The 23,016-nt window shown below is 49.2% G+C and carries 22 protein-coding genes and 1 tRNA gene; 17 read left to right on the forward strand and 6 right to left on the reverse strand.

The window, feature by feature from the left end; translation table 11 throughout:
• The first annotated feature begins 190 nt into the window (after positions 1-190).
• Positions 191-475, forward strand: a complete 285-nt coding sequence (locus tag CFERDRAFT_RS08865; protein ID WP_232209790.1) for a hypothetical protein — start codon at positions 191-193, stop codon at positions 473-475.
• 86 nt (positions 476-561) lie between these two features.
• On the forward strand, positions 562-1,599 hold the full coding sequence (locus CFERDRAFT_RS08870) for a radical SAM/SPASM domain-containing protein (RefSeq protein WP_006366888.1): 1,038 nt from the start codon (positions 562-564) through the stop codon (positions 1,597-1,599).
• Positions 1,600-1,611: 12 nt separating this feature from the next.
• On the opposite strand, the gene CFERDRAFT_RS08875 is transcribed toward CFERDRAFT_RS08870, so the two are convergent.
• Positions 1,612-2,874 carry an NRAMP family divalent metal transporter gene (locus CFERDRAFT_RS08875; RefSeq protein WP_006366889.1) on the reverse strand — a complete coding sequence of 421 codons (1,263 nt, stop codon included), beginning with the start codon at positions 2,872-2,874 and terminating at the stop codon, positions 1,612-1,614.
• A gap of 129 nt (positions 2,875-3,003) precedes the next feature.
• On the opposite strand from CFERDRAFT_RS08875, the gene CFERDRAFT_RS08880 reads away from it, so the two are divergent.
• From CFERDRAFT_RS08880 to CFERDRAFT_RS08890, 3 genes are all read left to right on the forward strand, one after another.
• Positions 3,004-5,571: a cation-translocating P-type ATPase gene (locus tag CFERDRAFT_RS08880; protein ID WP_006366890.1), complete on the forward strand. Its 2,568-nt coding sequence runs from the start codon at positions 3,004-3,006 to the stop codon at positions 5,569-5,571.
• 60 nt (positions 5,572-5,631) lie between these two features.
• Positions 5,632-6,618: a cation diffusion facilitator family transporter gene (locus CFERDRAFT_RS08885; protein ID WP_006366891.1), complete on the forward strand. Its 987-nt coding sequence runs from the start codon at positions 5,632-5,634 to the stop codon at positions 6,616-6,618.
• 87 nt (positions 6,619-6,705) lie between these two features.
• Positions 6,706-7,632: a magnesium transporter CorA family protein gene (locus CFERDRAFT_RS08890; protein WP_006366892.1), complete on the forward strand. Its 927-nt coding sequence runs from the start codon at positions 6,706-6,708 to the stop codon at positions 7,630-7,632.
• Positions 7,633-7,712: 80 nt separating this feature from the next.
• Here CFERDRAFT_RS08890 and CFERDRAFT_RS08895 read toward each other — a convergent pair whose 3' ends face one another.
• The 3 genes from CFERDRAFT_RS08895 to CFERDRAFT_RS08905 form a co-directional block, all read right to left on the reverse strand.
• A complete protein-coding gene (locus tag CFERDRAFT_RS08895) occupies positions 7,713-8,039 on the reverse strand; it encodes a tetratricopeptide repeat protein (RefSeq protein ID WP_144277126.1) in 327 nt (108 codons plus the stop codon).
• A gap of 146 nt (positions 8,040-8,185) precedes the next feature.
• A complete protein-coding gene (locus CFERDRAFT_RS08900) occupies positions 8,186-8,473 on the reverse strand; it encodes a TFIIB-type zinc ribbon-containing protein (RefSeq protein WP_040433598.1) in 288 nt (95 codons plus the stop codon).
• Between the two features lie 224 nt (positions 8,474-8,697).
• A complete protein-coding gene (locus CFERDRAFT_RS08905; RefSeq protein WP_006366895.1) occupies positions 8,698-9,717 on the reverse strand; it encodes an endonuclease/exonuclease/phosphatase family protein in 1,020 nt (339 codons plus the stop codon).
• A 104-nt stretch (positions 9,718-9,821) separates the two neighbouring features.
• Here CFERDRAFT_RS08905 and CFERDRAFT_RS08910 point away from each other — a divergent pair, with 104 nt between their 5' ends.
• From CFERDRAFT_RS08910 to CFERDRAFT_RS08965, 12 genes are all read left to right on the forward strand, one after another.
• A complete protein-coding gene (locus tag CFERDRAFT_RS08910) occupies positions 9,822-10,223 on the forward strand; it encodes a hypothetical protein (protein WP_006366896.1) in 402 nt (133 codons plus the stop codon).
• A gap of 73 nt (positions 10,224-10,296) precedes the next feature.
• A complete protein-coding gene (gene purC, locus CFERDRAFT_RS08915) occupies positions 10,297-11,007 on the forward strand; it encodes a phosphoribosylaminoimidazolesuccinocarboxamide synthase (protein ID WP_040433602.1) in 711 nt (236 codons plus the stop codon).
• 31 nt (positions 11,008-11,038) lie between these two features.
• Complete coding sequence (locus CFERDRAFT_RS08920; protein WP_006366898.1) at positions 11,039-11,683, forward strand: DedA family protein; 645 nt, start codon at positions 11,039-11,041, stop codon at positions 11,681-11,683.
• Between the two features lie 78 nt (positions 11,684-11,761).
• Positions 11,762-12,673 (forward strand): transketolase, encoded by a 912-nt coding sequence (locus CFERDRAFT_RS08925; RefSeq protein WP_006366899.1) that lies wholly within the window; start codon positions 11,762-11,764, stop codon positions 12,671-12,673.
• Positions 12,674-12,686: 13 nt separating this feature from the next.
• Complete coding sequence (rsmD, locus tag CFERDRAFT_RS08930; protein WP_006366900.1) at positions 12,687-13,232, forward strand: 16S rRNA (guanine(966)-N(2))-methyltransferase RsmD; 546 nt, start codon at positions 12,687-12,689, stop codon at positions 13,230-13,232.
• A gap of 4 nt (positions 13,233-13,236) precedes the next feature.
• Positions 13,237-13,740: a pantetheine-phosphate adenylyltransferase gene (gene coaD / locus CFERDRAFT_RS08935; protein WP_006366901.1), complete on the forward strand. Its 504-nt coding sequence runs from the start codon at positions 13,237-13,239 to the stop codon at positions 13,738-13,740.
• 13 nt (positions 13,741-13,753) lie between these two features.
• A complete protein-coding gene (locus tag CFERDRAFT_RS08940; RefSeq protein WP_006366904.1) occupies positions 13,754-14,962 on the forward strand; it encodes a pyridoxal phosphate-dependent aminotransferase in 1,209 nt (402 codons plus the stop codon).
• A gap of 7 nt (positions 14,963-14,969) precedes the next feature.
• Positions 14,970-15,734, forward strand: a complete 765-nt coding sequence (locus tag CFERDRAFT_RS08945) for a lysophospholipid acyltransferase family protein (protein ID WP_040433599.1) — start codon at positions 14,970-14,972, stop codon at positions 15,732-15,734.
• 247 nt (positions 15,735-15,981) lie between these two features.
• Entirely contained in the window at positions 15,982-16,965 is a 984-nt protein-coding gene (locus CFERDRAFT_RS08950; RefSeq protein ID WP_040433600.1) for a PSP1 domain-containing protein, read from the forward strand.
• 49 nt (positions 16,966-17,014) lie between these two features.
• Complete coding sequence (gene metG / locus CFERDRAFT_RS08955) at positions 17,015-19,123, forward strand: methionine--tRNA ligase (protein WP_006366907.1); 2,109 nt, start codon at positions 17,015-17,017, stop codon at positions 19,121-19,123.
• 45 nt (positions 19,124-19,168) lie between these two features.
• A tRNA-Met gene (locus CFERDRAFT_RS08960) sits at positions 19,169-19,244 on the forward strand.
• 166 nt (positions 19,245-19,410) lie between these two features.
• Entirely contained in the window at positions 19,411-20,691 is a 1,281-nt protein-coding gene (locus CFERDRAFT_RS08965; protein WP_006366908.1) for an exo-beta-N-acetylmuramidase NamZ family protein, read from the forward strand.
• A 1-nt stretch (position 20,692) separates the two neighbouring features.
• On the opposite strand, the gene cfa (CFERDRAFT_RS08970) is transcribed toward CFERDRAFT_RS08965, so the two are convergent.
• Complete coding sequence (cfa, locus tag CFERDRAFT_RS08970) at positions 20,693-21,811, reverse strand: cyclopropane fatty acyl phospholipid synthase (RefSeq protein ID WP_006366909.1); 1,119 nt, start codon at positions 21,809-21,811, stop codon at positions 20,693-20,695.
• 30 nt (positions 21,812-21,841) lie between these two features.
• On the reverse strand, positions 21,842-22,960 hold the full coding sequence (gene cfa / locus CFERDRAFT_RS08975) for a cyclopropane fatty acyl phospholipid synthase (RefSeq protein ID WP_006366910.1): 1,119 nt from the start codon (positions 22,958-22,960) through the stop codon (positions 21,842-21,844).
• Positions 22,961-23,016 lie beyond the last annotated feature (56 nt).

Below are 23,016 nucleotides of genomic sequence, written 5' to 3' on the forward strand. Positions count from 1 at the left end.
AATATTAAACAATGCGGATGACTATTTGAAAAGATAGTTGCTATAATTCGGAATAAATTATAATATAACACCGTATGAATACGTTTATGAGACAGATTGATCGATGGATCTGTGCGGCTTTTCAGAAAGAAAGAGTAGTCGGTATTTGAAACAATTAACAAGGGGAGGTTACATCATGGGCTCAATCAGAATGCATTTAAAATTCGACCCCAGTGTGGTCATGTATCTGGTGATTATTGACAAACTGCTGGCAAAACGGGCTGATCTTCTCAAGGTAAGGCCGTCAGAGAAATTTTTCGACATGATCAGAGAGCAGGTTGTGGCACATGTGGCAGAAGGTGCTGAACCGCCAAAGGAGATCGCTTCTGCGATCATGAACATCGCCGATGACATCATTTCACATCGTGAAGTGACCCTGAAGGCTGGTGACTACATCGCGCTGATGAGCTACGCAAAGGCTAACAAACTCCTATGATCTTCTCCTGTTTTTCCGGGATGAGCTCAACGCTCGTCCCGGAATGATGTTTGATTTTTCGACTTCAAAAAAAGGAGCCCCCCACCATGTCTTTTGAAGGATTTCCAATCGTTATAGGCCTCGAACTTACCCTTGCCTGCAATCTCAGATGCCGGCACTGTGCTTCTGCTGCAACCACAAGGTCCCGTTCAAATGAGCTCTCTCTGGAAGAACTGCTCTCTATTTGCGATCAGTTTCCGGATCTTTTTGTTCAGGAAGTCGATATCACCGGAGGAGAACCTCTGCTCCGTCCGGAGTGGTTTGCTGTTACTACGCACCTTAACAAGCTTGGCATCCCGGTACGGATGGTTACAAATGGCTCGCTTCTGAAAGAAAATGTTCCTCAACTCAAAGAGAGTGGTATTGCAACTGTCGGTATCAGCCTTGACGGTCTTGAAGCGACGCACGACCGAATAAGGGAAAGGCCGGGACTCTTCAGAACAATTGTCAGCGGCATAGAGACAGCCCTCAAAGCGGGTATTCCCATTGCCGTGATCACGGCGGTCAACGACACTAACATTGAGGAACTTCAGGCACTTGAAACATTTATCTGCAATCTCGGTATTGAACACTGGCAGGTACAGCCAACCTTTTCTCTCGGGCGGGCAAAAGAGGGTGAACTTACCCTCTCCGATGAAACATTTCTTGAACTTGGAAGCTTCATCCAGTGTCGCCAGGAGCCATGTTCTTCATCAATGATTAATCTTGTACCTGCGGACGGTGTCGGCTACTTCTCATCACTTGACTCAAGAACAAGAGCCTGGAGCGGGTGTGCTGCCGGCATCTCATCCTGCGGCATCACCAGTAACGGGTTGATCAAAGGGTGTCTTTCCATGCCTGACCGTTATGTTGAGGGAAGCCTGCGTGAGCGTGAACTCTGGGATATCTGGTTTGATGAAAACTCCTTTTCCGGTACAAGGAGATTTTCAACTGCCGATCTTGGAGATAACTGTACAGCTTGTGAGCATGGTGAAAAATGTAAAGGGGGGTGCTCAGTCATGTCGATAGCTTCAACAGGCCAGTATCACAATAACCCGTACTGTTTTCACCGTTTGCTCAAAGAACAACCCGCGATAGTCGGCTGAACATCCATTCATTCAGTTACCGAGGGTGTACCAGAGCAGAAAGAGTGATGAGACGGTCATCAGAATAAAGGTTGCAATACCGAAGAAATTCGACCAGAATTTGTTGGTGTACCTGCCCATTATTTTTTTGCTGTTGCAGATGTGCAGGATGAGTGCAATGAGCACAGGGGCAGTAACGCCGTAAAGCACGGCGGTGTAGATGAGCGCCTGTATCGGACTGATGCCGATAAAGTGGATCAACAGACCAACTATAAGCGATATGGCCATGGTGAGGTAGAATCCCGGAGCCTCATAGTATTTTTTGTCAAGTCCCTCTTTCCATCCGAAGGTTTCCGCCATCATGTAACTCAATGCTCCGCCAAGTACCGGAATGGCAAGAAACCCGGTACCGATAACGCCGAGGGCAAAGAGAAGATAGGCCTGGTCTCCGGCCAAAGGGCGCAGCGCACGGGCTGCCTCCTCCACGGTAGTGATGTTATGGATTCCGGCATTGAAGAGTACGGTGCCCGCAGCAAGAATGATGAAGTAGAAAACAATATTGGTAAAGAGCATTCCACCCTTGACATCCGCCTCCATCTCCTCGATAATTCGTTTATCCACCATAAGCTTTTTTTCGTGCCGCTCTTCAACCTCCATGGATGCCTGCCAGAAAAAGAGATAGGGAGAGATTGTCGTGCCGAGAATGCCGACCAGCATCAGGAAATAGGCTTTGTCGGGTGTGAACGACGGCAGAAAGGTATCCTTCAGAACATGGGGCCAGTCAACACCGATAAGAAAGGGGATAAGAATATAGCTGACGAGGCTGATACAGAGCCATTTGAGTATGAAGGCTATTTTATGGTACGACCAGAAGATGACACTGTAGAGTATAAGGGCGGTAAAGAGAATCGAGAATGAAAATGCGGGTATGGCCGGAAAGAGCAGGTTGCCGACGGCTCCCATTCCGGCAATATCGGCGCCGATATTGAGTGTTATGGAGGGGAAGCTGATAATCAGGATCAGATAGAGAAGATATTTCGGGTAATATTTCTTGATGATGCCGATCAGCCCGTGATTGGTTACGAGCCCTATGCGGGCGCACATCTCCTGAACAGAGACCATCAGAGGGTAGGTGACAATGGCACTCCAGAGCAGCTGGGAGCCGAAGGCGGCACCGGCCTGCGTGTAGGTGGCGATCCCTGAGGGGTCGTCATCACTTGCTCCGGTGATAAGGCCGGGACCGAAAATCCCCCAGAATCGCTTCAGGAGAGAGTGCTTTTTGCTGGCAGTCGTCATGGTTTATGTATAAAATCAGTCACGGGTATCATGCATAGTGTTTTACCTCTTCTTCGCACTATCTTATAAAGTACGGAACGGTAGTATAAGTTCTCTTTGTGCGTTAAGGATTGTTTACCCGCAGCCTTCATGAACAACAGCATACCGCAGGAGGAGTTTGTCGGCCTTTCTGATGCAGAAGCCGCCGCCAGACTTGCCTCCGATGGATACAATGAGCTGCCTTCCTCCAGCCGGCGCAACCTCTTTATCCTTGCATTCGGCGTAGTCAGGGAGCCGATGTTTCTCCTTCTTGTCGCCTGCGGAGCGGTCTATCTGGTTCTTGGTGATCTCTATGAGGCATTGATGCTGCTCGGTTTTGTGTTTTTCGTGATGGCTCTTACACTCTATCAGGAGCGGAAAACAGAGCATGCACTCGAAGTGTTAAAAGATCTCTCCAGTCCGAGAGCCTCTGTTATCAGGGATAGAGCCCAGCGCCGTATTGCCGGACGTGAGGTGGTAAAAGGTGATCTGCTTGTTGTCGGTGAGGGGGACCGTGTTCCGGCAGACGCTCAACTCCTCTCCGCGCTTAATCTTATGGTTGATGAATCGCTTTTGACCGGAGAGTCGGTTCCTGTCAGGAAGAGTGACGAAGAGAGCGCGGCCGTTGATGTCCGCCCAGGTGGTGATGACCTTCCGTTTCTCTGGTCGGGTACACTTGTGGTTCAGGGGCAGGGGATTGCCAGAGTAACAGCTATCGGCAACGGTACGGAACTCGGAAAGATAGGCAAGGTGATTAAGGGTGTAGCGCAGGAAGAGACCCGGCTTGAGAAGGAGACCGGCAGATGGGTGCAAAATCTTGCCATTGTCGGAATTTCTCTTTGCATTGTTGTGATCCTTTTCTACTCCTTCACACACAGGGGGGAATGGCTTGAAGGGGTGCTTGCGGGTATTACCCTCGCCATGGCTACTCTCCCCGAAGAACTTCCGGTTGTGCTGACCATATTTCTTGCTATGGGCGCATGGCGGATCTCCAAAAAACAGGTGCTTACGCGCCGAATGCCGGCAATAGAGACGCTCGGGTCAGCTACGGTGCTCTGTGTAGACAAGACCGGCACGCTGACCATGAACCGGATGACAGTCGATGCCCTCATTGCCGGAGAGAAGCGTATCGATATCACATCATCAGAAGAACAAGAGATGCCCGAAGATTTCCACGAACTGGTTGAGTTCAGTATCCTGGCAAGTCAGCTCGATCCTTTTGATCCGATGGAAAAGGCCATCAGGCTCATCGGAGATAGGTATCTGAAGGAGAGTGAACACCTGCATGGTGACTGGAATCTGGTGCATGAGTATCCTCTGTCCAGAGAGCTGCTCTCCCTTTCCCGGGTCTGGAAGTCGGAGGGTCGCGAAAAATATATCATAGCAGCCAAAGGTGCTCCCGAAGCGGTTATGGATCTCTGCCATCTCGATGCGTTGACAATACAGCAACTCTCTCTTCGCATCAATGAGCTGGCAGATACCGGATTGCGGGTGCTTGGAGTAGCACGGGCATATTTTGTGCATTCCGAACTGCCGGAAAAACAGCATGACTTCGTCTTTGAATTTCTCGGCCTTATCGGGCTTGCGGATCCGGTCAGGCCGACCGTGCCCGCGGCTATAGCGGAGTGTTATGCCGCCGGTATCCGTGTCGTGATGATTACCGGCGATTATCCCGGCACAGCCACAACTATTGCGCGTCAGATAGGCTTGAAAGAGCCGGAAATGGTTTTGACCGGCAGTGAGCTGGAGGGGATGGCGGAAACGGAGCTGCAGGAGCGGATTGGTTCGGTGAATATTTTTGCCAGAGTCGTTCCTGAACAGAAACTTCGTCTGGTTAAAGCTCTCCAGATGCATGGGGAGATTGTGGCCATGACCGGTGACGGGGTCAATGATGCTCCGGCTCTTAAAGCCGCTAATATCGGCATTGCCATGGGGGGACGGGGAAGCGATGTAGCAAGGGAGTCGGCATCGATGGTACTCCTTGACGATGATTTCTCATCCATAGTAGAGGCCATAAGGCTTGGACGCCGGATTTTTGACAATATCCGAAAGGCAATTGCCTATATTTTTGCCATTCACGTACCTATTGCCGGGATGCTGCTTCTTCCTGTGCTTTTTCAGTGGCCGCTGCTTTTTTTGCCGGCCCATATTGCTTTTCTTGAGCTTATCATTGATCCGGCCTGTTCGATTGTTTTTGAGGGAGAGCAGGAGGAGCGTGATGTTATGACTCGCACGCCAAGGAGAGCAGATGAGCCTTTATTCAGCCGCAGCATGATCGCTGCCGGTGTCATGCAGGGAGTTGTGGTGCTTGGTGTTGTCATGGGTATTTTCTGGTTTTTCCACAACAGGGGGGCTGGCATTGCCGAAGTTCGAACGCTTACCTTTACAACACTCATGATTGCCAATCTCTGCCTCATTCTGACCAACCGCTCCTGGAGCACGACCATCCGGGCATCGCTCTTTTTCCCGAATTCAGCACTGATTCCGGTTATCGCCGGCGCAATGCTTTTTCTTGGAATTGTGCTCTATGTTCCGTTTTTTGTCACACTGTTCAGATTTTCTGCCATCCGTTTCACGGATCTTCTCCTTTGTCTTGCTGCCGGATTCGGCAGTGTGCTCTGGTTTGAACTGCTGAAATTAACCGGCGTCTTCAGATCAGGAAGGTACTCTCGTCAATAGCCTCTCCCTTACACGCGGTTGCGTTGCTTTTTTTTTCGTTCAAAGATTTTCTGCACCATAATGAGCACTGCAAAACAGAACTTCAACTTTCAGAAAATCGTGGCAGTTACCGGTGTTCTGCTGTTTTTGATTAAAATGGCAGCATGGTATCTGACCAACTCTGTAGCCATTCTTACCGATGCACTTGAAAGCACGGTCAATGTGACCAGTGCATTCATCGGATTATACAGCCTCTATGTATCTGCCAAACCAAAAGATACCAGTCATCCCTATGGTCACGGCAAAGTGGAGTTCATCTCGGCGGCGATTGAAGGAGCACTGATTTCAGCCGCAGGGTTACTCATTATTTATGAGGCAGTAAAAGGTCTTGGAAATCCACGCCAGATAGGCCAGCTTGATTTTGGCATCTACCTGATATCAGCAACAGCGGTAATCAACTACCTTGTCGGTGCGGTTGCGGTAAAAAAGGGGCTTAAAAACAACTCCCTGGCGCTTGTTGCAAGCGGTAAACACCTCCAGTCTGATACCTATTCAACGATCGGCATCATTGTCGGACTGATTCTCCTCTTTTTTACCAAAATCGCCTGGCTCGACAGCGCGGTTGCCCTTCTCTTCGCGCTCCTGATTGTCTTTACCGGATACAAAATCATCCGCGACTCGCTCCGGGGAATTATGGATGAGGCGGATGAAGCGTTACTGGAAAAAATGGTTCAAATATTACAGATAAACAGGGGGGAAAACTGGGTAGATCTTCATAACTTGCGGATTATCAAGTATGGCAGTACCCTGCATCTCGACTGCCATCTGACTGTTCCGTGGTATCTCAATGTTCATGAGGCTCACGAGGAAATTGACCGCCTCAATCAACTGGTCAGCACAGAGTTCGGCGAATCTATCGAGCTCTTTGTGCATACCGATGGATGCCTTGACTACTCCTGTGAAATTTGCCGGAAAGAGGGTTGTTCCGCTCGACAATCGCCCTTCCGGGAGAAGGTTGAGTGGACGGTTAACAATATATCAAGTAATCAGAAGCATCGGGCAGCGTGACGCGACCTTCTGATGGCTGCCGCTATTACATGGTTCCGCGATTAAAGGAAGGACTGAGTTTATATCATTACTTAACAGGTCATCATCATGCGGGTATTTCTTAAAAACGGAAACGGACTGGAGCCCATTGAAACGTGGCAGAAGAACTGCTGGATTAACATTGAATGTCCCAGCGATGATGACCGGGATTATGTAATCAATGAGCTTAAAGTCCCCTTGTCCTTTTATAACGATATTGAGGATATCGATGAGAGGCCGCGTATTGAAGTTGAGGATGGATGGTACTTTATTCTGTTGAGAATTCCCTATAAAACCAATGACGATGATCTTCCGTTCACGACCATCCCGCTCGGTGTTATTTTCAATGAGGATATTATCCTTTCGGTCTGTTTTTTTGAAACCGAACTGATACAGGACTTTATCGAGCATACGAAACGCAAAAATATCACGGTCGAAAACAATTTTGATCTGCTTCTCAAGCTCCTCCTCTCTTCAAGTATCTGGTTTCTCAAGTATCTGAAACAGATCAACCAGCAGATAAAAAATGCTGAAAGCAAGCTCGACAAGTCCATTAAAAACGAGGATCTTCAGACACTGCTCCAGATCGAGAAATGTCTTGTCTATTTTTTGACATCTCTCAAGGGCAATGATATTCTGCTTCACCGCATAAAGAATATCAAATCAAAAAGAGATGCTTATGATCTTGATCTGATAGAGGATGTCGAGGTCGAGCTGAAACAGGCACAGGAGATTACGAACATCTACAGTGATATTCTCAGCGGTATGATGGATGCCTATGCCTCGGTAATTTCCAATAATCTGAATGTAGTGATGAAGCGGCTTACGTCGATATCGATCATTCTGATGATCCCGACCCTTATCGCAAGCCTGTACGGGATGAATGTGCCCAATACCTTTGAAAATTCACCCTTAGGGTTCTGGTTTATTCTGCTCTTCTCTTTTCTGCTCTCAACTTCCGGAGTGATGTTCTTTAAAAGCAGAAACTGGCTCTGACTTCATGATAAGGCTCGCCGGACAGCTCCCTTGAATTAAACGGCATGCTCCGGCATGGTGGTGATCGGTTCTCTTTGCTCTCAGAGCACTCTCAATCCGAGGGATTCCGTCAGCTTAAGTTTTTCGGCCATGACAAGATCAGCCAAAGCCCCCTTCAGATCCTCTTCCGCAAATCTTGCGGTTGCTCTTCCCGAGTAAGCCACTACGGATTCCGGGTTGAGTTTTATTGCCCTGGTAAGGTCGGATATGGCCCCTTCGCAGTCGCCGGAATCGATTTTAATGATAGCGCTCCCGATGAACACATTGGCTGAAGTGGTGTCAACGGCAAGAGCGCGTCTGAGCCCTATCACCCCACCCTTTATAATATCGTTGCTTCCCGATTCGGAACCCATAGAAAAATTATTCATTTCAGATGTCATATTGTTGCAACCCGATAAGGAGATCAGCATCAACGGCACCAGTAAGCACAAAAGAGAGAGGAAATTATTTTTCATCTGATAGTTTGATTTTGTGGTTGATAAAGATTCTGTGACGATTGCAGGGTATTACAGCTTTAGTCAAACAACTCTCCAAGAAAGCCGAGAGGGCCCCCTTTTCGTTTTCTTCTGCCGGTTTTCGGGTCCGTGTAGTAGTCGTGATCCTCTTCATGATAACTGTGACGTGATTCCTCCTTATGATGCTCCTGACGTACCGGGCGTAATTCAGTTGCTGAGCGCTCAATAATCTTGTCCAGCTCGCCCCTGTCGAGCCATACACCGCGGCATTCCGGGCAATAATCAAGTTCGATTCCCTGACGTTCAGAGATCAGAAGATTGATGGTATTGCATGCCGGGCATTTCATGGTATTCCTTCTGTTTTGCATTTGTTTTTCTCCCAAGGGGTAATGACAACAGCCGAAGAGAGCGCTTTCAATACAGTTCAAACATACCGGTATCAACCTTAAAGAAGGGTAAGCGGGTGCTTAAAAGATGCTTAAAATGCAGCGATGGTATCCGGAAATGGACGCACAACCCTCCGATCAACAGAGTGTTGCATGCAAAAGTGCAGATGGAGAGGAGAGCTCTTTCAATGAATTTTCAGCAGCAGCGGCAAATGGTCGGAGTAGCCCCCACGGTACTCCCTTTTTTCATAGGTAGGCCAGGGCTTATTGTCAGGGTAGAGAAGCATCCGGGAGAATGTAAAGCATCGGAATGGATCACCGGAAACAGAAAAACCCTCCTTGTCAAGCATGCCGGCAGAGAGAAGAATCTGGTCAATACGCTCCCATTTTCGATGATAGTAGTAGCTGCCGATTCCCTGATAGCCACTCCAGCAGTTGTAGAGCAGTGTTTTGCTGTTGCGACGCACTTGTGCTGCATCAAATGATGAACCAAGCCCCTCTGAAAGTGAGCGATTGGCGGGTTCATCGTTAAAATCGCCCATGGTAATGATATCGGCTGTAGGATTGGATGAGCGGAGGCTGTCAAGAATATGCCGGGTGACCTTTGCCGCAGCAAGACGTTTCGGTTCACTCCACCCGGTATCGAATGCTCTTGATGGCCAGTGATTCAGAATCAGGTGAAATGAGTCTCCGGAATCTGAAAATTCGGCAATAATGATCTTTCGCGTCGGTTTTTCATCAAGGGTGACACTATAGGCCCGGGATGCTTTCAAGGTGACACCCTTCGGGTTATAGGCAAGCCCGATATCGATACCTCTCGGGTCCGGAGAGTCGTAATAGACCGTTTTATAGGTGATGCCCGGAAGTCCGGAGAGTGTCTGTTGAAAAACCTGCCGGTTTTCAACTTCGGCAAATGCCACGATGTCAGGAAATTTCCCGTAGTCAGGATGGGCTTCGACCGCCATGAGGGTGTGGCGGATACGCATCTCCTTGAGCAAGAGTTTTTTTGCCGTCCAGTTCCTGCTTCCCTGGGGGGTGAACTCGTCGTCATCGGTCACCGGGTCGTCGTGTGTATCAAAAAGGTTTTCAATGTTCCACCACAACAGCACGATCTCTTTTCTGCCTGATGGAGCACCGGCAGCGTGACAGGGAGACCACGACAGGGCCATGGAAACAAGAAAAAAACAGCAGAGCAGTCGGCTCATAACCCCTTTCTGTCTAATTTTTTTTCTTTACCATAATCATTATGTAACTTAATCGGGAATTTTCAGATGTCAATATTTTATTATCCAATGATCCGGAAGGCCCTATGACCCAGAAGAGCGATGTCAAGGAACAGGCAAAAGATATCCTCGAGGAGACCCTTAACAGGGAAGCGGTTATTGTGTTGACGAGAATTTCAGAAGAGATGCAGCTTTTGTTTCAGGCCCACCCTGACCCGGTAACAGAGGAGGTTGAAACGATCGTTACCGGATATTTTCTGGAAAACGGCAAATCAGAACAGTTCATCGAAGACTGGATCAAGACCTCCAAGGAGTACAGCGGTACAAGGGGGCTCTCTCCACAGGACCAGCCGAAAGCCATGCTTTCAGATCTTGGCGTCTTCAGATTTATGAATTTTCTGAAAGAGAAGGGTCTCACTGATGATCAGATTACCATTGTTCTGACCGGTGCCGTGCAGCAGGCAGCTTCCGATCAGCAGAGCGAGTGAGCGCAGGAGCATATTTTTAAAGAGAGTAACGGCTGTTGCCGGCCGGAGTCAATCAATATTTAAAAGTGGAATGATGAACAAGACGACACAGCTTTATGAAGGCAAGGCAAAAAAGGTTTTTTTAACGGATGACAGCGACCTGGTAATCCAGGAGTTCAAGGACGATGCTACCGCTTTCAACAACAAGAAAAAAGGGAGCATAGCCGACAAGGGTGTTGTCAATAATGCAATCTCCTGCAAACTGTTTACCCTGCTTGAAGAGAACGGCATTCGTACCCATCTTGTAGAAAAGCTCTCCGAGCGTGAGATGCTCTGCCGTTATCTCGATATCATCAAGGTTGAGGTCGTCGTTCGCAACATCGCGGCAGGGTCGCTGGTAAAACGGTATGGTTTTGCTGAAGGGACACTGCTTGAACAACCCATTGTGGAGCTCTATCTGAAAAATGATGATCTTGATGATCCTCTGATGAATGACGCTCATGCCGTGGCTCTCGGTGTTGCCACCTATGAGGAGATTGCGGTACTGAAGAACCGTGCGGAAGCAATCAATCTGGTGCTCAGACGCTTCTTTGCCGACAGAAAACTCAAGCTGGTTGATTTCAAACTTGAGTTCGGCCGCAACAAGGGCACTATTCTGCTTGGTGATGAGATAAGTCCCGACACCTGCCGTCTCTGGGATCTTGACACCAACGAAAAGCTCGACAAGGACCGCTTCCGTTTTGATCTTGGCGGCGTTGAGGATGCCTACAGTGAAGTGCAGAGACGTGTTCTTGATCTTGACTGAAACCAACAGATGTGAAGACCGGAAATAAAATATGCTTGAATCTGCAATCAGTTATCTGCAGCATGCTGACCCTTTTTCGGTCTATCTATTTCTTTTTCTGATTGCTTTTCTCGAAAACGTAATCCCTCCGATACCCGGTGATGTGCCTGTTGCATTTATCGGGTACCTGATCTACAGCAGCAGCCTTACCTTTGCAGGTACCGTACTCTGGGCTTCGATGGGTTCAGTATCCGGATTTATGGTGATTTTCCTTTTGAGTAAACATTTTGGATTGAAGTTGTACTCCGGTGGAGATACTCCTGCACAGCACTGGTTCTCAAAACGTGTTCACCGTTTTTTCCCCCCTTCGGACATGGAGCTTCTGCGCCGGAAATTTGCAACCCATGGTTACCTTGCCGTTTTTCTGAACCGTTTTCTGTTTGGTTCCAGAGCGGTTATCTCGGTCATGGCCGGTCTGATGCATCTCAAAACACTCTTCGTACTGCTTGCGGCTGCAGTAAGTGCTCTGCTCTGGAATGTGCTGCTGCTCTATGGCGGATACTTTCTCGGAAGTAACTGGAAAAATATCGGTGGTTATGTTGCCCTCTACAGTATTCCCGTTACGATCTTTTTTGTACTGCTCATTCTTTTTTCCGTCTGGAAGTTTATCAGGGAAAGAAAGCGGCAGCATGAATGAGTTTTTTTTATTATTTAACAGAACCCGTAACGTTCAAATTTATAGTTCATTAATTCCCAAGAATTTTGTTGAATTACCATGGCAAAAGACTTAAAACTGTATCCAGCCGAAAAAAAAGGCACACTTCTCGAGCTTGATTCGATTGACGATCTCAAAGAGATGGCCCGACAGGTCCGTCGGGATATTGTCCGAATGCTCGCTATGGCCAATTCCGGTCATACCGGCGGTTCACTCGGAATGGCCGATATTTTTACTGCCCTCTACTTTCGCCTTCTCCTGCATAAACCGCATGAGTTCTGGGAGAAGCATGATCTTGATATGGTTTTTCTTTCAAATGGTCACATCGCACCGGTCTGGTACAGTGTACTTGCCCGTGCAGGCTATTTCTCGCTGAGTGAGCTGAACTCACTGCGTCAGGTCAACTCCTACCTTCAGGGCCATCCAACGTCCGAATCGAAGCTTCCGGGCATCAGAATCGCATCCGGCTCTCTTGGTCAGGGACTTTCTGCGGCCGTCGGTGCAGCTCTCGGACTTCGCATGGATGGCAAGCAGAGCGATGTTTTCTGTCTGATGGGTGACGGAGAGTGTCAGGAGGGACAGATCTGGGAGGCAGCCATGAGTGCTGCTCATTACGGACTTGGTAATCTGATTGGTATAGTTGACTACAACAATCTGCAGATTGACGGTGAAGTTACCGATGTTATGAGTGTTGAGCCGTTTGCCGACAAGTGGCGGGCGTTTGGCTGGGATGTTTGTCACTGCAACGGTAACGATATCGAGGATTTTGTTTCCACCATCGAGAACCTGAGAGCAGGGGGGAAACGGAGCAGACCTTCGGTTGTGCTTGCAACGACGGTAATGGGAAAAGGCGTTCATTTCTTTGAGGGGTCAATGCCGGATAACTCCAACTGGCACGGCAAACCTCCGTCAAAGGAAGATGCAGTCAAAGCACTTGCCATCCTTGGCGAGACTGTTTATGGTGACTTTTAGGCCGTAGTATTTCATGCAGATACTTGCAGGAACATACAAAGGAAGGAAAATCAGGAGTTCATCAACCAATGCTATTCGTCCCTGCAGCAGCCGTGTCAAGAAATCGCTCTTCGACACGCTTGCTGCAAGGCTCGATTTTGATAACATAACCGTACTTGATCTCTTTGCCGGATTCGGCTCCCTTGGTTTCGAGGCTCTGAGCCGGGGGGCAGCATCAGTATGTTTTGTCGATCAGCATGTCGATGCGCTCAAAGCCATTAAGGCAACGGCACTTCAGCTGGGGGTTGAAGAGCGGGTGAAGATAGTTAATGCAGATGTTTCAGCATTTCTTTCCCGGCCATCAAAACCATTTGACCTGGTTTTTTGTGATCCACCCTACTCCTGGCCGGATTACGGGCAGTTGATTGAAAAGATTGCCGGCGGCGCCCTTCTTGCTGATGAGGGAATCCTGCTTATTGAACACCGTGCGCATCTTGAGTTCAAACACTCTCCATACTACTCTTTTCAAAAGGATTACGGCATGACAAGAGTTACTTTTTTTCAGACCCGAACGGAGTGATGCGATGCAAACAAATGCCATTTATCCCGGAACATTTGATCCGTTCACCAACGGTCATCTTGATGTACTCGAACGTGCTCTGAATATTTTTGAAGAGGTAATCGTGGTTATTGCCGAGAATACCCAGAAACAGTCACTCTTTACGATTGAAGAGCGGCAGGCAATGATCAATGAAGTTGTCGGTGAATATGCCGGAGTCAGGGTTGAAGTGCTCCGTCAGGGACTTCTTGCCGATTATGCACGGCAACTTGGAGCGAAAGCAATTATACGGGGCGTGCGGCAGGTCAAGGATTTTGAGTATGAGTTTCAGATGTCGCTTCTGAACCGCCATCTCTATCCTGAAGTGACAACGGTTTTTCTTATGCCGAATGTCAAGTATACCTATGTTGCCTCATCGATTATCAGGGAGGTATCCATGCTGGGTGGTGATGTCAGTAAATTTGTTCATCCCTGTGTCATGGAGATGCTCAATCTAAAACGCGAAGAACGAAACGTACAAAAATCATAACAAAACATTCGATATGTCCACATCATCTCATCCTGAAGAAAAATATCTGACCCGCAGAGTTCTCAGCATGCAGGAGTCGCAGACTATGAGAATCAGCAATCTTGCCGGTAAAATGAAAGCAGAGGGGAAGGATGTCGTAAGCCTTTCAGCCGGTGAACCTGATTTTCCGACACCTGATCATGTCAATCAGGCAGGAATTGACGCAATCAAGTCCGGCTTTACCCGTTATACCGCCAACTCCGGTATTTCGGAGCTGAAAAAAGCCATTATCGAGAAGTTCCGCCGTGATAATGGGCTTGAGTTTCAGGAGAACCAGATCATCGTCAGTAACGGAGGAAAGCAGACCCTTGCAAACACCTTTCTCGCGCTCTGCGAAGAGGGGGATGAGGTGATTGTTCCGGCACCGTTCTGGGTCAGTTTCCCTGAAATGGTTCGTCTTGCCGGAGGCACGCCGGTCATTGTTCATACCACCATTGAGAGTGAATACAAGATTACTCCTCTCCAGCTTGAACAAGCCATTACCCCGAAAACAAAAATAGTCGTGCTGAACTCACCCTCCAATCCTACGGGAGCGGTCTATAATGAAGCCGAGGTACGGGCACTCATGCAGGTGCTTGAAGGCCGGGAGATTTTCGTCCTATCAGACGAGATGTATGACATGATCGTCTATGGCGGTATCCGTCCCTTCTCTCCGGCAAGGATTCCCGCCATGAAGGATTGGGTAATTGTCAGTAACGGGGTTTCCAAAACCTACGCCATGACCGGCTGGAGAATCGGTTATCTTGCAGGGCCGAAATGGCTGATTGATGCCTGCGACAAGATTCAGTCGCAGACCACCTCAAACCCCAACGCGATTGCACAGAAAGCGGCTGTGGCTGCACTTATCGGTGATCAGCGTATTGTTGAGGAACGACGTCTTGAATTTGAAAAAAGGCGGGACTATATGTACGCAGCCCTCAACAGTATTCCCGGATTCAGGACGGCTCTTCCACAGGGTGCCTTTTATATTTTCCCGGATATCAGCGGTGTGCTTGGCCAGACCTTCAACGGTGTTGTGATGCAAGATTCGGCAGATGTTGCCGAATACCTGCTCAAGGAGCATTTTGTGGCAACGGTTCCCGGTGATGCCTTCGGGGCACCCAACAATCTTCGCCTCTCCTATGCGGCCTCTATTGCCTCGCTTGAAGAAGCGGTCAATCGTATCAGGAGAGCATTCAAATAGTCGGTATATGCTGAAAGTCCGTCGCAGCAGCCTCTATACCCTGTGGTTCGGGTGGTACTCCCGCCGCCAGTTCAGACGGTATTTTAATTCGGTCTGCGTCTTTATGCCGCCCGGAGTGCCGGATATGGATCCCGGCACTCCGGTTATTTTTTATGCCAATCATGCCTACTGGTGGGATGGCTTCTGGTCACAGCTCTGCACCGAGGAGTATTTTCATCAGAACCTTCATATCATTATCGAGTATCAGCAGTTGCACAAGCATCGGTTTTTTACCCGTATTGGCGCTTTTTCCCTTGACCGTTCACGCCCGAGAACACTTCCGGCTACGCTTCGTTATGCGGCCGAGCTGCTGAGTGCCGACTCTGACCGCCAGAACGCGCTCTGGATTTTTCCCCAGGGAAAGATTGAGCATATTGACAAACGACCACTCTTCTTTTTCAAGGGTACAGCCTCAATACTCTCAAGGGTAATTGAAAAAACAGGGCAGATTTACCTGCTCTCTGTTGTCAGCAGGATTGATTATCTCGAAGAGCAGAAACCGGAACTCTTTCTCTCTTTCAGGGCGCCGCTTCTTGTGACGGCTGAAAACTATAGCGGTCCGGATGAGCTTACCGCATCCATGCAGAGTATAACCGAGAGCCATCTTGACGAGCTTACGTCGAGAATTTCCGATCGCAATCTTGATGACGCAAAGATCCTGCTCAAAGGGGGCTCCTCAATAAATCGGAGGGTTGAAAAGTTCAGGAGAGTGCTGCATCTGGATAGAGCATAGGCTGGCGCTTTTTTTGTTCCTGTCGGCGCATCTAAAGCGGTGCAGGGTTCCAAAAATAGTGTAAATTTGCATACCTTGGAGGCAGCATGAGTCAAGTGCATGGCAAGTGAAGCGCAGTGATTGACTGCCTTGCTGCCGGGATTAAAACCAAAGCACCTTATATACCGTCCGCAAGACATTTAAGTTGTTATTGTAATATTGTTTAATGCGCAGTGAAACTCTTTCCTGCATCTCAAAACAATCTGTTATGAGTAATGTTATTTGCAGTTGTCTTTTGGGTGATAATGCCAGAGTACGTCTGAGACTTTCTCAATTGCTGCACAGTGAGGTGGAGGCCCTTTACGGTGATGCTCCGGAGGAGATTTATCCTGATATCTGTGAAGTTGAGCTCCAGGGCTGCCGACGTGAGTTTTTTTCCAATAACACCGGAAGTGCCTTCAGTGTTGGGCAGCAGGTTATAGTTGAATCTGATGGAGGTTATGATTTCGGAGTTGTCTATTCAACAGGTCAGATTGCCCGAAAGAAACTTCGATTGAAAGGGCTGGATAAAAGCGGCCAGGAGTTTTCGGTTGTTGTGCGCTCTGCCGATGAGAGTGACAGCCAGGCAATTCTGGATCTTAAAACCAGACAGGCCGAGATCCGCGATATCTGTGTGAACAAGATCAAAAAACATGAACTTGATCTGAAGCTGGTTGATGTGGAGCTGCGAATGGATCAGCAGAAACTGTCGGTTTACTACACCTCTTCGCACCGGGTTGATTTCCGGACTCTTGTACGGGATCTTGCCGGCGAGTTCAAGGCGAGGATTCAGATGGTGCAGATTACAACCCGTGAGGAGGCCCGCAGGGCAAATGACTTTGGTCCCTGCGGCTGTCTGTTGTGCTGCTCAAGCTGGCTGCAGAAAATACACGCAAATCCGTTTGCCGAAAAATCACAATATTCCGAAGCGTCCGGCAACGAGAGCCATGCTTTCAATATAACCGGGCTGTGCAACCGCCCTAAATGCTGTCTGGGTTACTCCAAACATGAAAAAGGGTGTCAGCACCACTCCTCATCCCAGTCGCAGCTGCCTTCAGTGGGCAGCAGGGTCGCAACTCCCGAAGGCGCCGCAGTTGTTGAGAGCATTGACGCGCAGAAAAAACTGGTATGGCTGCATTATGAAAAAAGTGATCAGAAGCGCAAATACCCGATTGAAAAGTTCAATGCTCTGTTCATCAAAAAACAGGGGTGATGCAGCAGGATACCAACGCTCCCATTCATAACGCTCTCTATCTGTAAGCATGTCTCATTTCAAAAGAACACTTGTCACAACGGCTCTTCCCTATGCCAATGGGCCGGTTCATCTCGGTCATCTTGCAGGGGTTTATCTTCCGGCTGATATCTATGTCCGGTACAAACGGCTGAAGGGTGAGGATATTCTCCATATAGGCGGCTCTGATGAACATGGCGTGCCGATAACCATTACGGCCGAAAGGGAAGGCATCTCCCCTCAGGATGTTGTTGACCGCTATCACCGGATGAACCTTGATGCATTCCGCAAGTGCGCTATCTCCTTTGACTATTACGGAAGAACCTCATCAGCCACTCATCATGCAACCGCACAGGAGTTTTTCACCGAGATAGAGCACAAAGGCATTTTCAACAAGAAGACCGAAAAGCTTTTTTTTGACAGGAAAGCCGATCGCTTCCTTTCTGACCGGTACGTTACCGGAACCTGTCCGATCTGTAATAATCCGGAAGCCAACGGTGACCAGTGTGAGCAGTGCGGCACGCATTTGAGCCCCCTTGAACTGATCAATCCGAAGAGCAAGCTTTCAGATGAAACTCCCGAACTTCGCGATACCATGCACTGGTATTTCCCGCTCGGCAGGTTTCAGCCGCAGCTTGAAGCCTATGTGAACAGCCATGAGGATGAGTGGCGCTCAAATGTTGTCAATTACAGCCGTACCTGGCTGAAGCAGGGACTCAATGACCGTGCCATAACCCGCGACCTGAACTGGGGAATCAAGGTGCCACTCGACAGCGCTGAAGCCGAGGGTAAGGTGCTCTATGTCTGGTTTGATGCCGTACTCGGCTATATCTCTTTTACCAGGGAGTGGGCACAGGAGCAGGGGAGCCCTGACCGCTGGAAAGAGTACTGGCAGGACCCTGAAAGCCGTCTCGTTCATTTTATCGGCAAGGATAATGTTGTTTTCCATACCCTGATGTTTCCGGCAATTCTGATGGCCTGGAATGAAGGACGCATGGAGGGATGCTACAATCTTGCTGACAATGTTCCGGCTTCGGAATTCATGAATTTCGAGGGAAGAAAGTTCTCGAAATCAAGGAACTATGCGGTCTATCTCGGGGAGTTTCTTGAGAAGTTCCCGGCCGATACGCTCCGTTACAGCATTGCCATGAACTATCCTGAAAACAAGGATACCGATTTCAGCTGGCTGGACTTCCAGAACCGTACCAACGGTGAACTTGCCGATACCCTCGGTAACTTCATCAAACGATCCATTGACTTTACCAATGCCCGTTTTGATGGCGAGGTTCCTTATGCCTGCACCTTCGACGAGTGGAACACAATCGGCATAGACTGGCAGGAGCTTCTGAGCCAGCTCGATCTTGCATTTGAACAGTTTCATTTCAGGGATGCTCTCTCTCTTGGAATGGAGATGGCAAGGGCGGCAAACCGCTTTCTCACCGAGGCGGAACCATGGAAGGTTATCAAGAGTGACCGTGAGGAAGCGGCTAAAACCATGGCCCTTTCACTCAATCTCTGTCATGCGCTTGCTGTTGCGCTCTACCCGGTTATTCCCGGAACCAGCAACCGGATCTATGCCATGCTTGGCTTTTCCGGTACCATTGACGACCTGTTGACCCATGGCCACTCCCTCAGTGAATCACTGCTCCGTCCCATGCTTGAAAAAGGACACCGGCTCCGTGGAGATTCTGAAATTCTCTTTACGAAAATAGAGGATTCCGATATTGCTCCTGAACTGCGGAAAATAGAACTGCTGGTGGCCGAAGCAGAAAAACGCGAGTCCGGCGCCGAGCAGCAGAAGATGGAGTTCAAACCGGTCATCTCATTTGATGATTTTCTCAAAGTTGATTTGCGGGTTGCCCGTGTTATCTCGGCCGAAAAAGTTAAAAAAGCAGGGAAGCTGCTGAAACTTCAGCTCCAGGTGGGTTCAGTGACAAAACAGGTGCTTGCGGGTATAGCAAAAAATTACTCCCCCGAAGAGATGGTGGGCAAAAATGTAGTTCTTGTTGCCAATCTTGCTGATCGTACCATCCGTGATGAACACTCCGAAGGGATGATTCTGGCTGTTGAAGGCCCGGACGGAAAGCTTTTCGTTGTGGAACCTGCCGGAGAGGAAATAAATGGCCGGCAGATACAATAAATGTTTGCAACTGAAGTTTATTTGCTTACATTGTGAGCACAACATCGTGGGGTGGAGCAATTGGTAGCTCGTCGGGCTCATAACCCGAAGGTTGCAGGTTCAAGTCCTGTCCCCACCACCAGTAAAAAAAGCCGCCTGCAACATGGCGGCTTTTTTGTTTTCATCCCTCCGGAGTCCGGAGCACCTCCTTAACCGCTTCCGGTTGATCATTGGGTATAGTCGGAAAATCCGGTTACCTTGGTGTTGATACCTGCTCATTTCCTCACAACCGCACGGGACTCTCCGTGATGAGCTATGTTGTTATGACTGAAGAGACTCTTCATCCTGCGGCTTGCAGCTCTTGCGCAAAAAAAGTTATGCTGCCGATCTCTGTATTTACTTTTGCATTGCTCTCCCTTTTTTTGCCGTTTTCACTCCGGGCAGAAGAGAGCCTGCGCTGCGGCATTGACCGGCTTGAAGCATCGTGTTTCAGGGAGCTTTCAGGTATGAGGGTTGCTCTTGTTACCAATGCGGCAGGTGTGAACCGCAACGGGGAGGCTGACTACCTGCTCATGCTCCGCAGTGGCGTCAACCTGAAGTTTCTTATGGCACCTGAGCACGGCTTTGCAGCCGACGTCGAAGCAGGCCGGACGATAGCAAATACCGTTGTAGCCAATGCGCTTCCGGTCTATTCGCTTTACGGTGCCACCAAAAAACCTGATCCGTCACAGTTGAAGGAGGTGGATATTCTTGTTTTTGATCTTCAGGATGTCGGCTCTCGCTGTTATACCTATATCTCAACCATGAAGAGTGCCATGGAAGCGTGTGAGGAGGCCGGTATCGCGTTCATGGTACTTGATCGCCCCAATCCGGTTATCCCTCTTCCTCAGGAGGGATTTATGGTGGAAAAAGGGTATGACTCCTTTGTCGGTGCCGTCAATATTCCCTTTGTTCACGCCATGACGGTCGGAGAGATTGCCCTTTTGCTGAAGGAGCAGCGGTTTAAAAAACTTGACCTGCGGGTGATCACGATGCAGGGGTACAGCCGGGAGCGGTTTGGTGATGAGTATGCGGGATTCAGATTTGTAACGCCTTCACCAAATATCCGAAACGTCAACACGGCACTGCTCTATCCTGCAACAGTCTTTCTTGAAGCAACAACAATAAGCGAAGGACGCGGAACCGATGCGCCGTTTATGCAGTTCGGAGCCCCCTTTATCAACAGCAGTGAGCTGGCTCTGGCTCTCAACGCATACCGGCTGGCGGGGGTCAGTGTTCAGCCGGTCACATTCACTCCCCGCTCCAACAAGTATCAGGGAGAGCTTTGCCATGGATTGAAACTCTCCCTTACCGACAGGAAAGGCTTTCGTCCATTCAGAACCGCCGCAGCTCTTCTGCTTGAGCTTGAGCGACTCTATCCCGGAAGGGTTGTCAAGGATGGCAGATTTTTTGACCTGCTTGCCGGTACGCCCCGTTTCAGGGAGATGATCACAAGGCAGATGCCGCTTGATAAAATCATGGAGGAGAGCTTTCGGCAGATCGAACAGTTCAACCGGAGCACCCCCGCACCATCATATCTTTATCGCTGATCTATCTCGGAATGGCTGTCCGTCCCTGAAGTCCCTTTTTGGAGAGCAGTACCTGCCAGAGCTGAATGGATCGTGCCCGGAAGGCTCCGGCAAAACTCAGAAGGTAGTAGCGCCACATGCGGTGAAACCGTTCACTGTATCCTGATTGCAGTTCAGGCCATGACTGTTCAAACTTTTCATACCATGCCTTGAGCGTCAGCGCGTAATCATGGGTAAAAACATGCCAGTCTTCGAGCATGAAAAGCCCTTCATAGCTTTCCGAGATCTGGCTTGCAGAAGGGAGCATGGAGTTCGGAAATATATATTTGCAGCTCCATGGATCACCATTGGTGCATGGCTGATTGCTTCCGATAGTGTGCAGCAGGGTCAAACCGTCCTGTTTAAGGCACCGGTTGACGATTTCGAAATAGTGGCGATAGTTCTTATACCCCACATGCTCAAACATGCCGATAGAGTATACCCGGTCAAAAGAACCATGAAGATCACGATAGTCCATCAGCTCTATGTTGACCGGCATTCCGGCACACTGTTCCCTGGCGAATTGGGCCTGTTCGCTTGAAACAGTCAGAGCCGTTACGGATACATCGTAGTGCTCCGCTGCATAGCGTGCAGCACCACCCCAACCGCACCCGATATCAAGCAGTTTCATGCCGGGCTGAAGTTGCAACTTGTCGAACACAAGGCGGAGTTTGTTTTTTTGGGCCTCGTCAAGGCTGTTGGTCTCTTTCCAGTAACCGCAACTGTAAATCATCCGGGTATCGAGCATGGCCTTAAACAGGTCGTTACCGGTATTGTAATGGGTCTCTCCGACCGTAAAGGCCCTCGTCGGGCACTGTAGATTGCGGATTTTGCCTAAGTATTTATTGATCTTGTCCGCCACCGTAACCACCTTTTTATCCACTCTCGAAGAGAGCAGCCTGAAAAAAAACGCTTCGAGGTCGTCGCACTCCCACTCTCCATCCATATAGGACTCGCCAAGCCCCAGGCTGCCTTCGGTGATGACCCGACGGTAGACACTCGTGTTATGTATCTGAACATCCCAGGGCCGGTTACCCCCGATGCGGATATCGGCAGAGCCGAACAGCCGTTCAAGCTCTCTTTTGAAGAAGGTGTCAACCATACGCTTCGACAGTTTAGCATCATCCGGAAGCTATCTCGGAACCCGGAACTCCTCTTCAATTCCGTTTTTTGAATAGAGCAGTTGCCACAACTGCACATGACGTGCCCTGAAGGAGCCCGCGGCACTGAGCAGATAGTATCGCCACATGCGATGGAAACGCTCATCATACGCAAGTGAAAGAGCTGCCCAGTTATCTTCAATATTCGAATGCCAGGCCTTGAGGGTGCGGTAGTAGTCATGGCCGAAAGAGTGCCAATCTTCAACTATAAGCCTGCCTTCGGCTGCAGCGGTCAAATGGCTGGCTGAAGGGAGCATGGAGTTGGGAAAAATGTATTTACTGGTCCAGGGATCGGTATTTGTTCCCGAACGGTTGCTTCCGATGGTGTGCAGGAGAAAGAGTCCGTCAGCAGCAAGATGGTTGCGGACAATCTGAAAGTAGTTGCGGTAATTCTTGTGGCCGACATGCTCAAACATGCCGATGGAGTAGATCCGGTCATAGCTTCCGCTGATATCCCGGTAATCAGAGAGCTTTATCTCAACAGGCACGCCCCGGCAGAGCTCCCTTGCCAGTTTAGCCTGCTCGCTTGAAATGGTAATACCGGTTACGGTAACCCCGTAGTTTTCCGCAGCAAAGCGTGCAGCCCCTCCCCATCCACACCCTATATCGAGCACCTTCATTCCGGGTTTCAGCATCAGTTTTTCGCATACCAGACGCAGCTTCTTCTCCTGCGCATCGTCAAGAGTCAAGGCCTCTTTCCAGTATGCGCAACTGTAGATCATCTGGCGGTCGAGCATCATCGAATAAAGGTCGTTACCGATATTGTAATGGGTTTCGCCGACAGTATAGGCTCTTGATGGATTCTGAAGGTTGATGACTTTGCCAAGCACTCCATTGAGCAGACGGGGAAGGCCGGAAAGCTGTTTTTCAACTCCGGCCCTGAGGATGCGGTAAAAAAACTCATCAAGAGCGGGAGCGTCCCACCAGCCATCCATATAGGACTCACCGGCGCCAAGATGTGCTTCCGAGAGGACACGGCGATAAAAGCGGTCGTCATGAACCGTAATATCCCATGGGGCACTGCCGTTTACGGTAATGCCTGCCGAAGAAAGAAGATCTGAAAGACGGTGTTTGAAAAAATTACTGCCCATGGTGCCAACCTCTCCTTTTAGAGTGAAGTGTGGTAGTCGTTCTCTGGGCTACTGTG

The sequence above is a fragment of the Chlorobium ferrooxidans DSM 13031 genome (assembly GCF_000168715.1).
In the GTDB taxonomy this organism is placed as follows: domain Bacteria; phylum Bacteroidota; class Chlorobiia; order Chlorobiales; family Chlorobiaceae; genus Chlorobium; species Chlorobium ferrooxidans.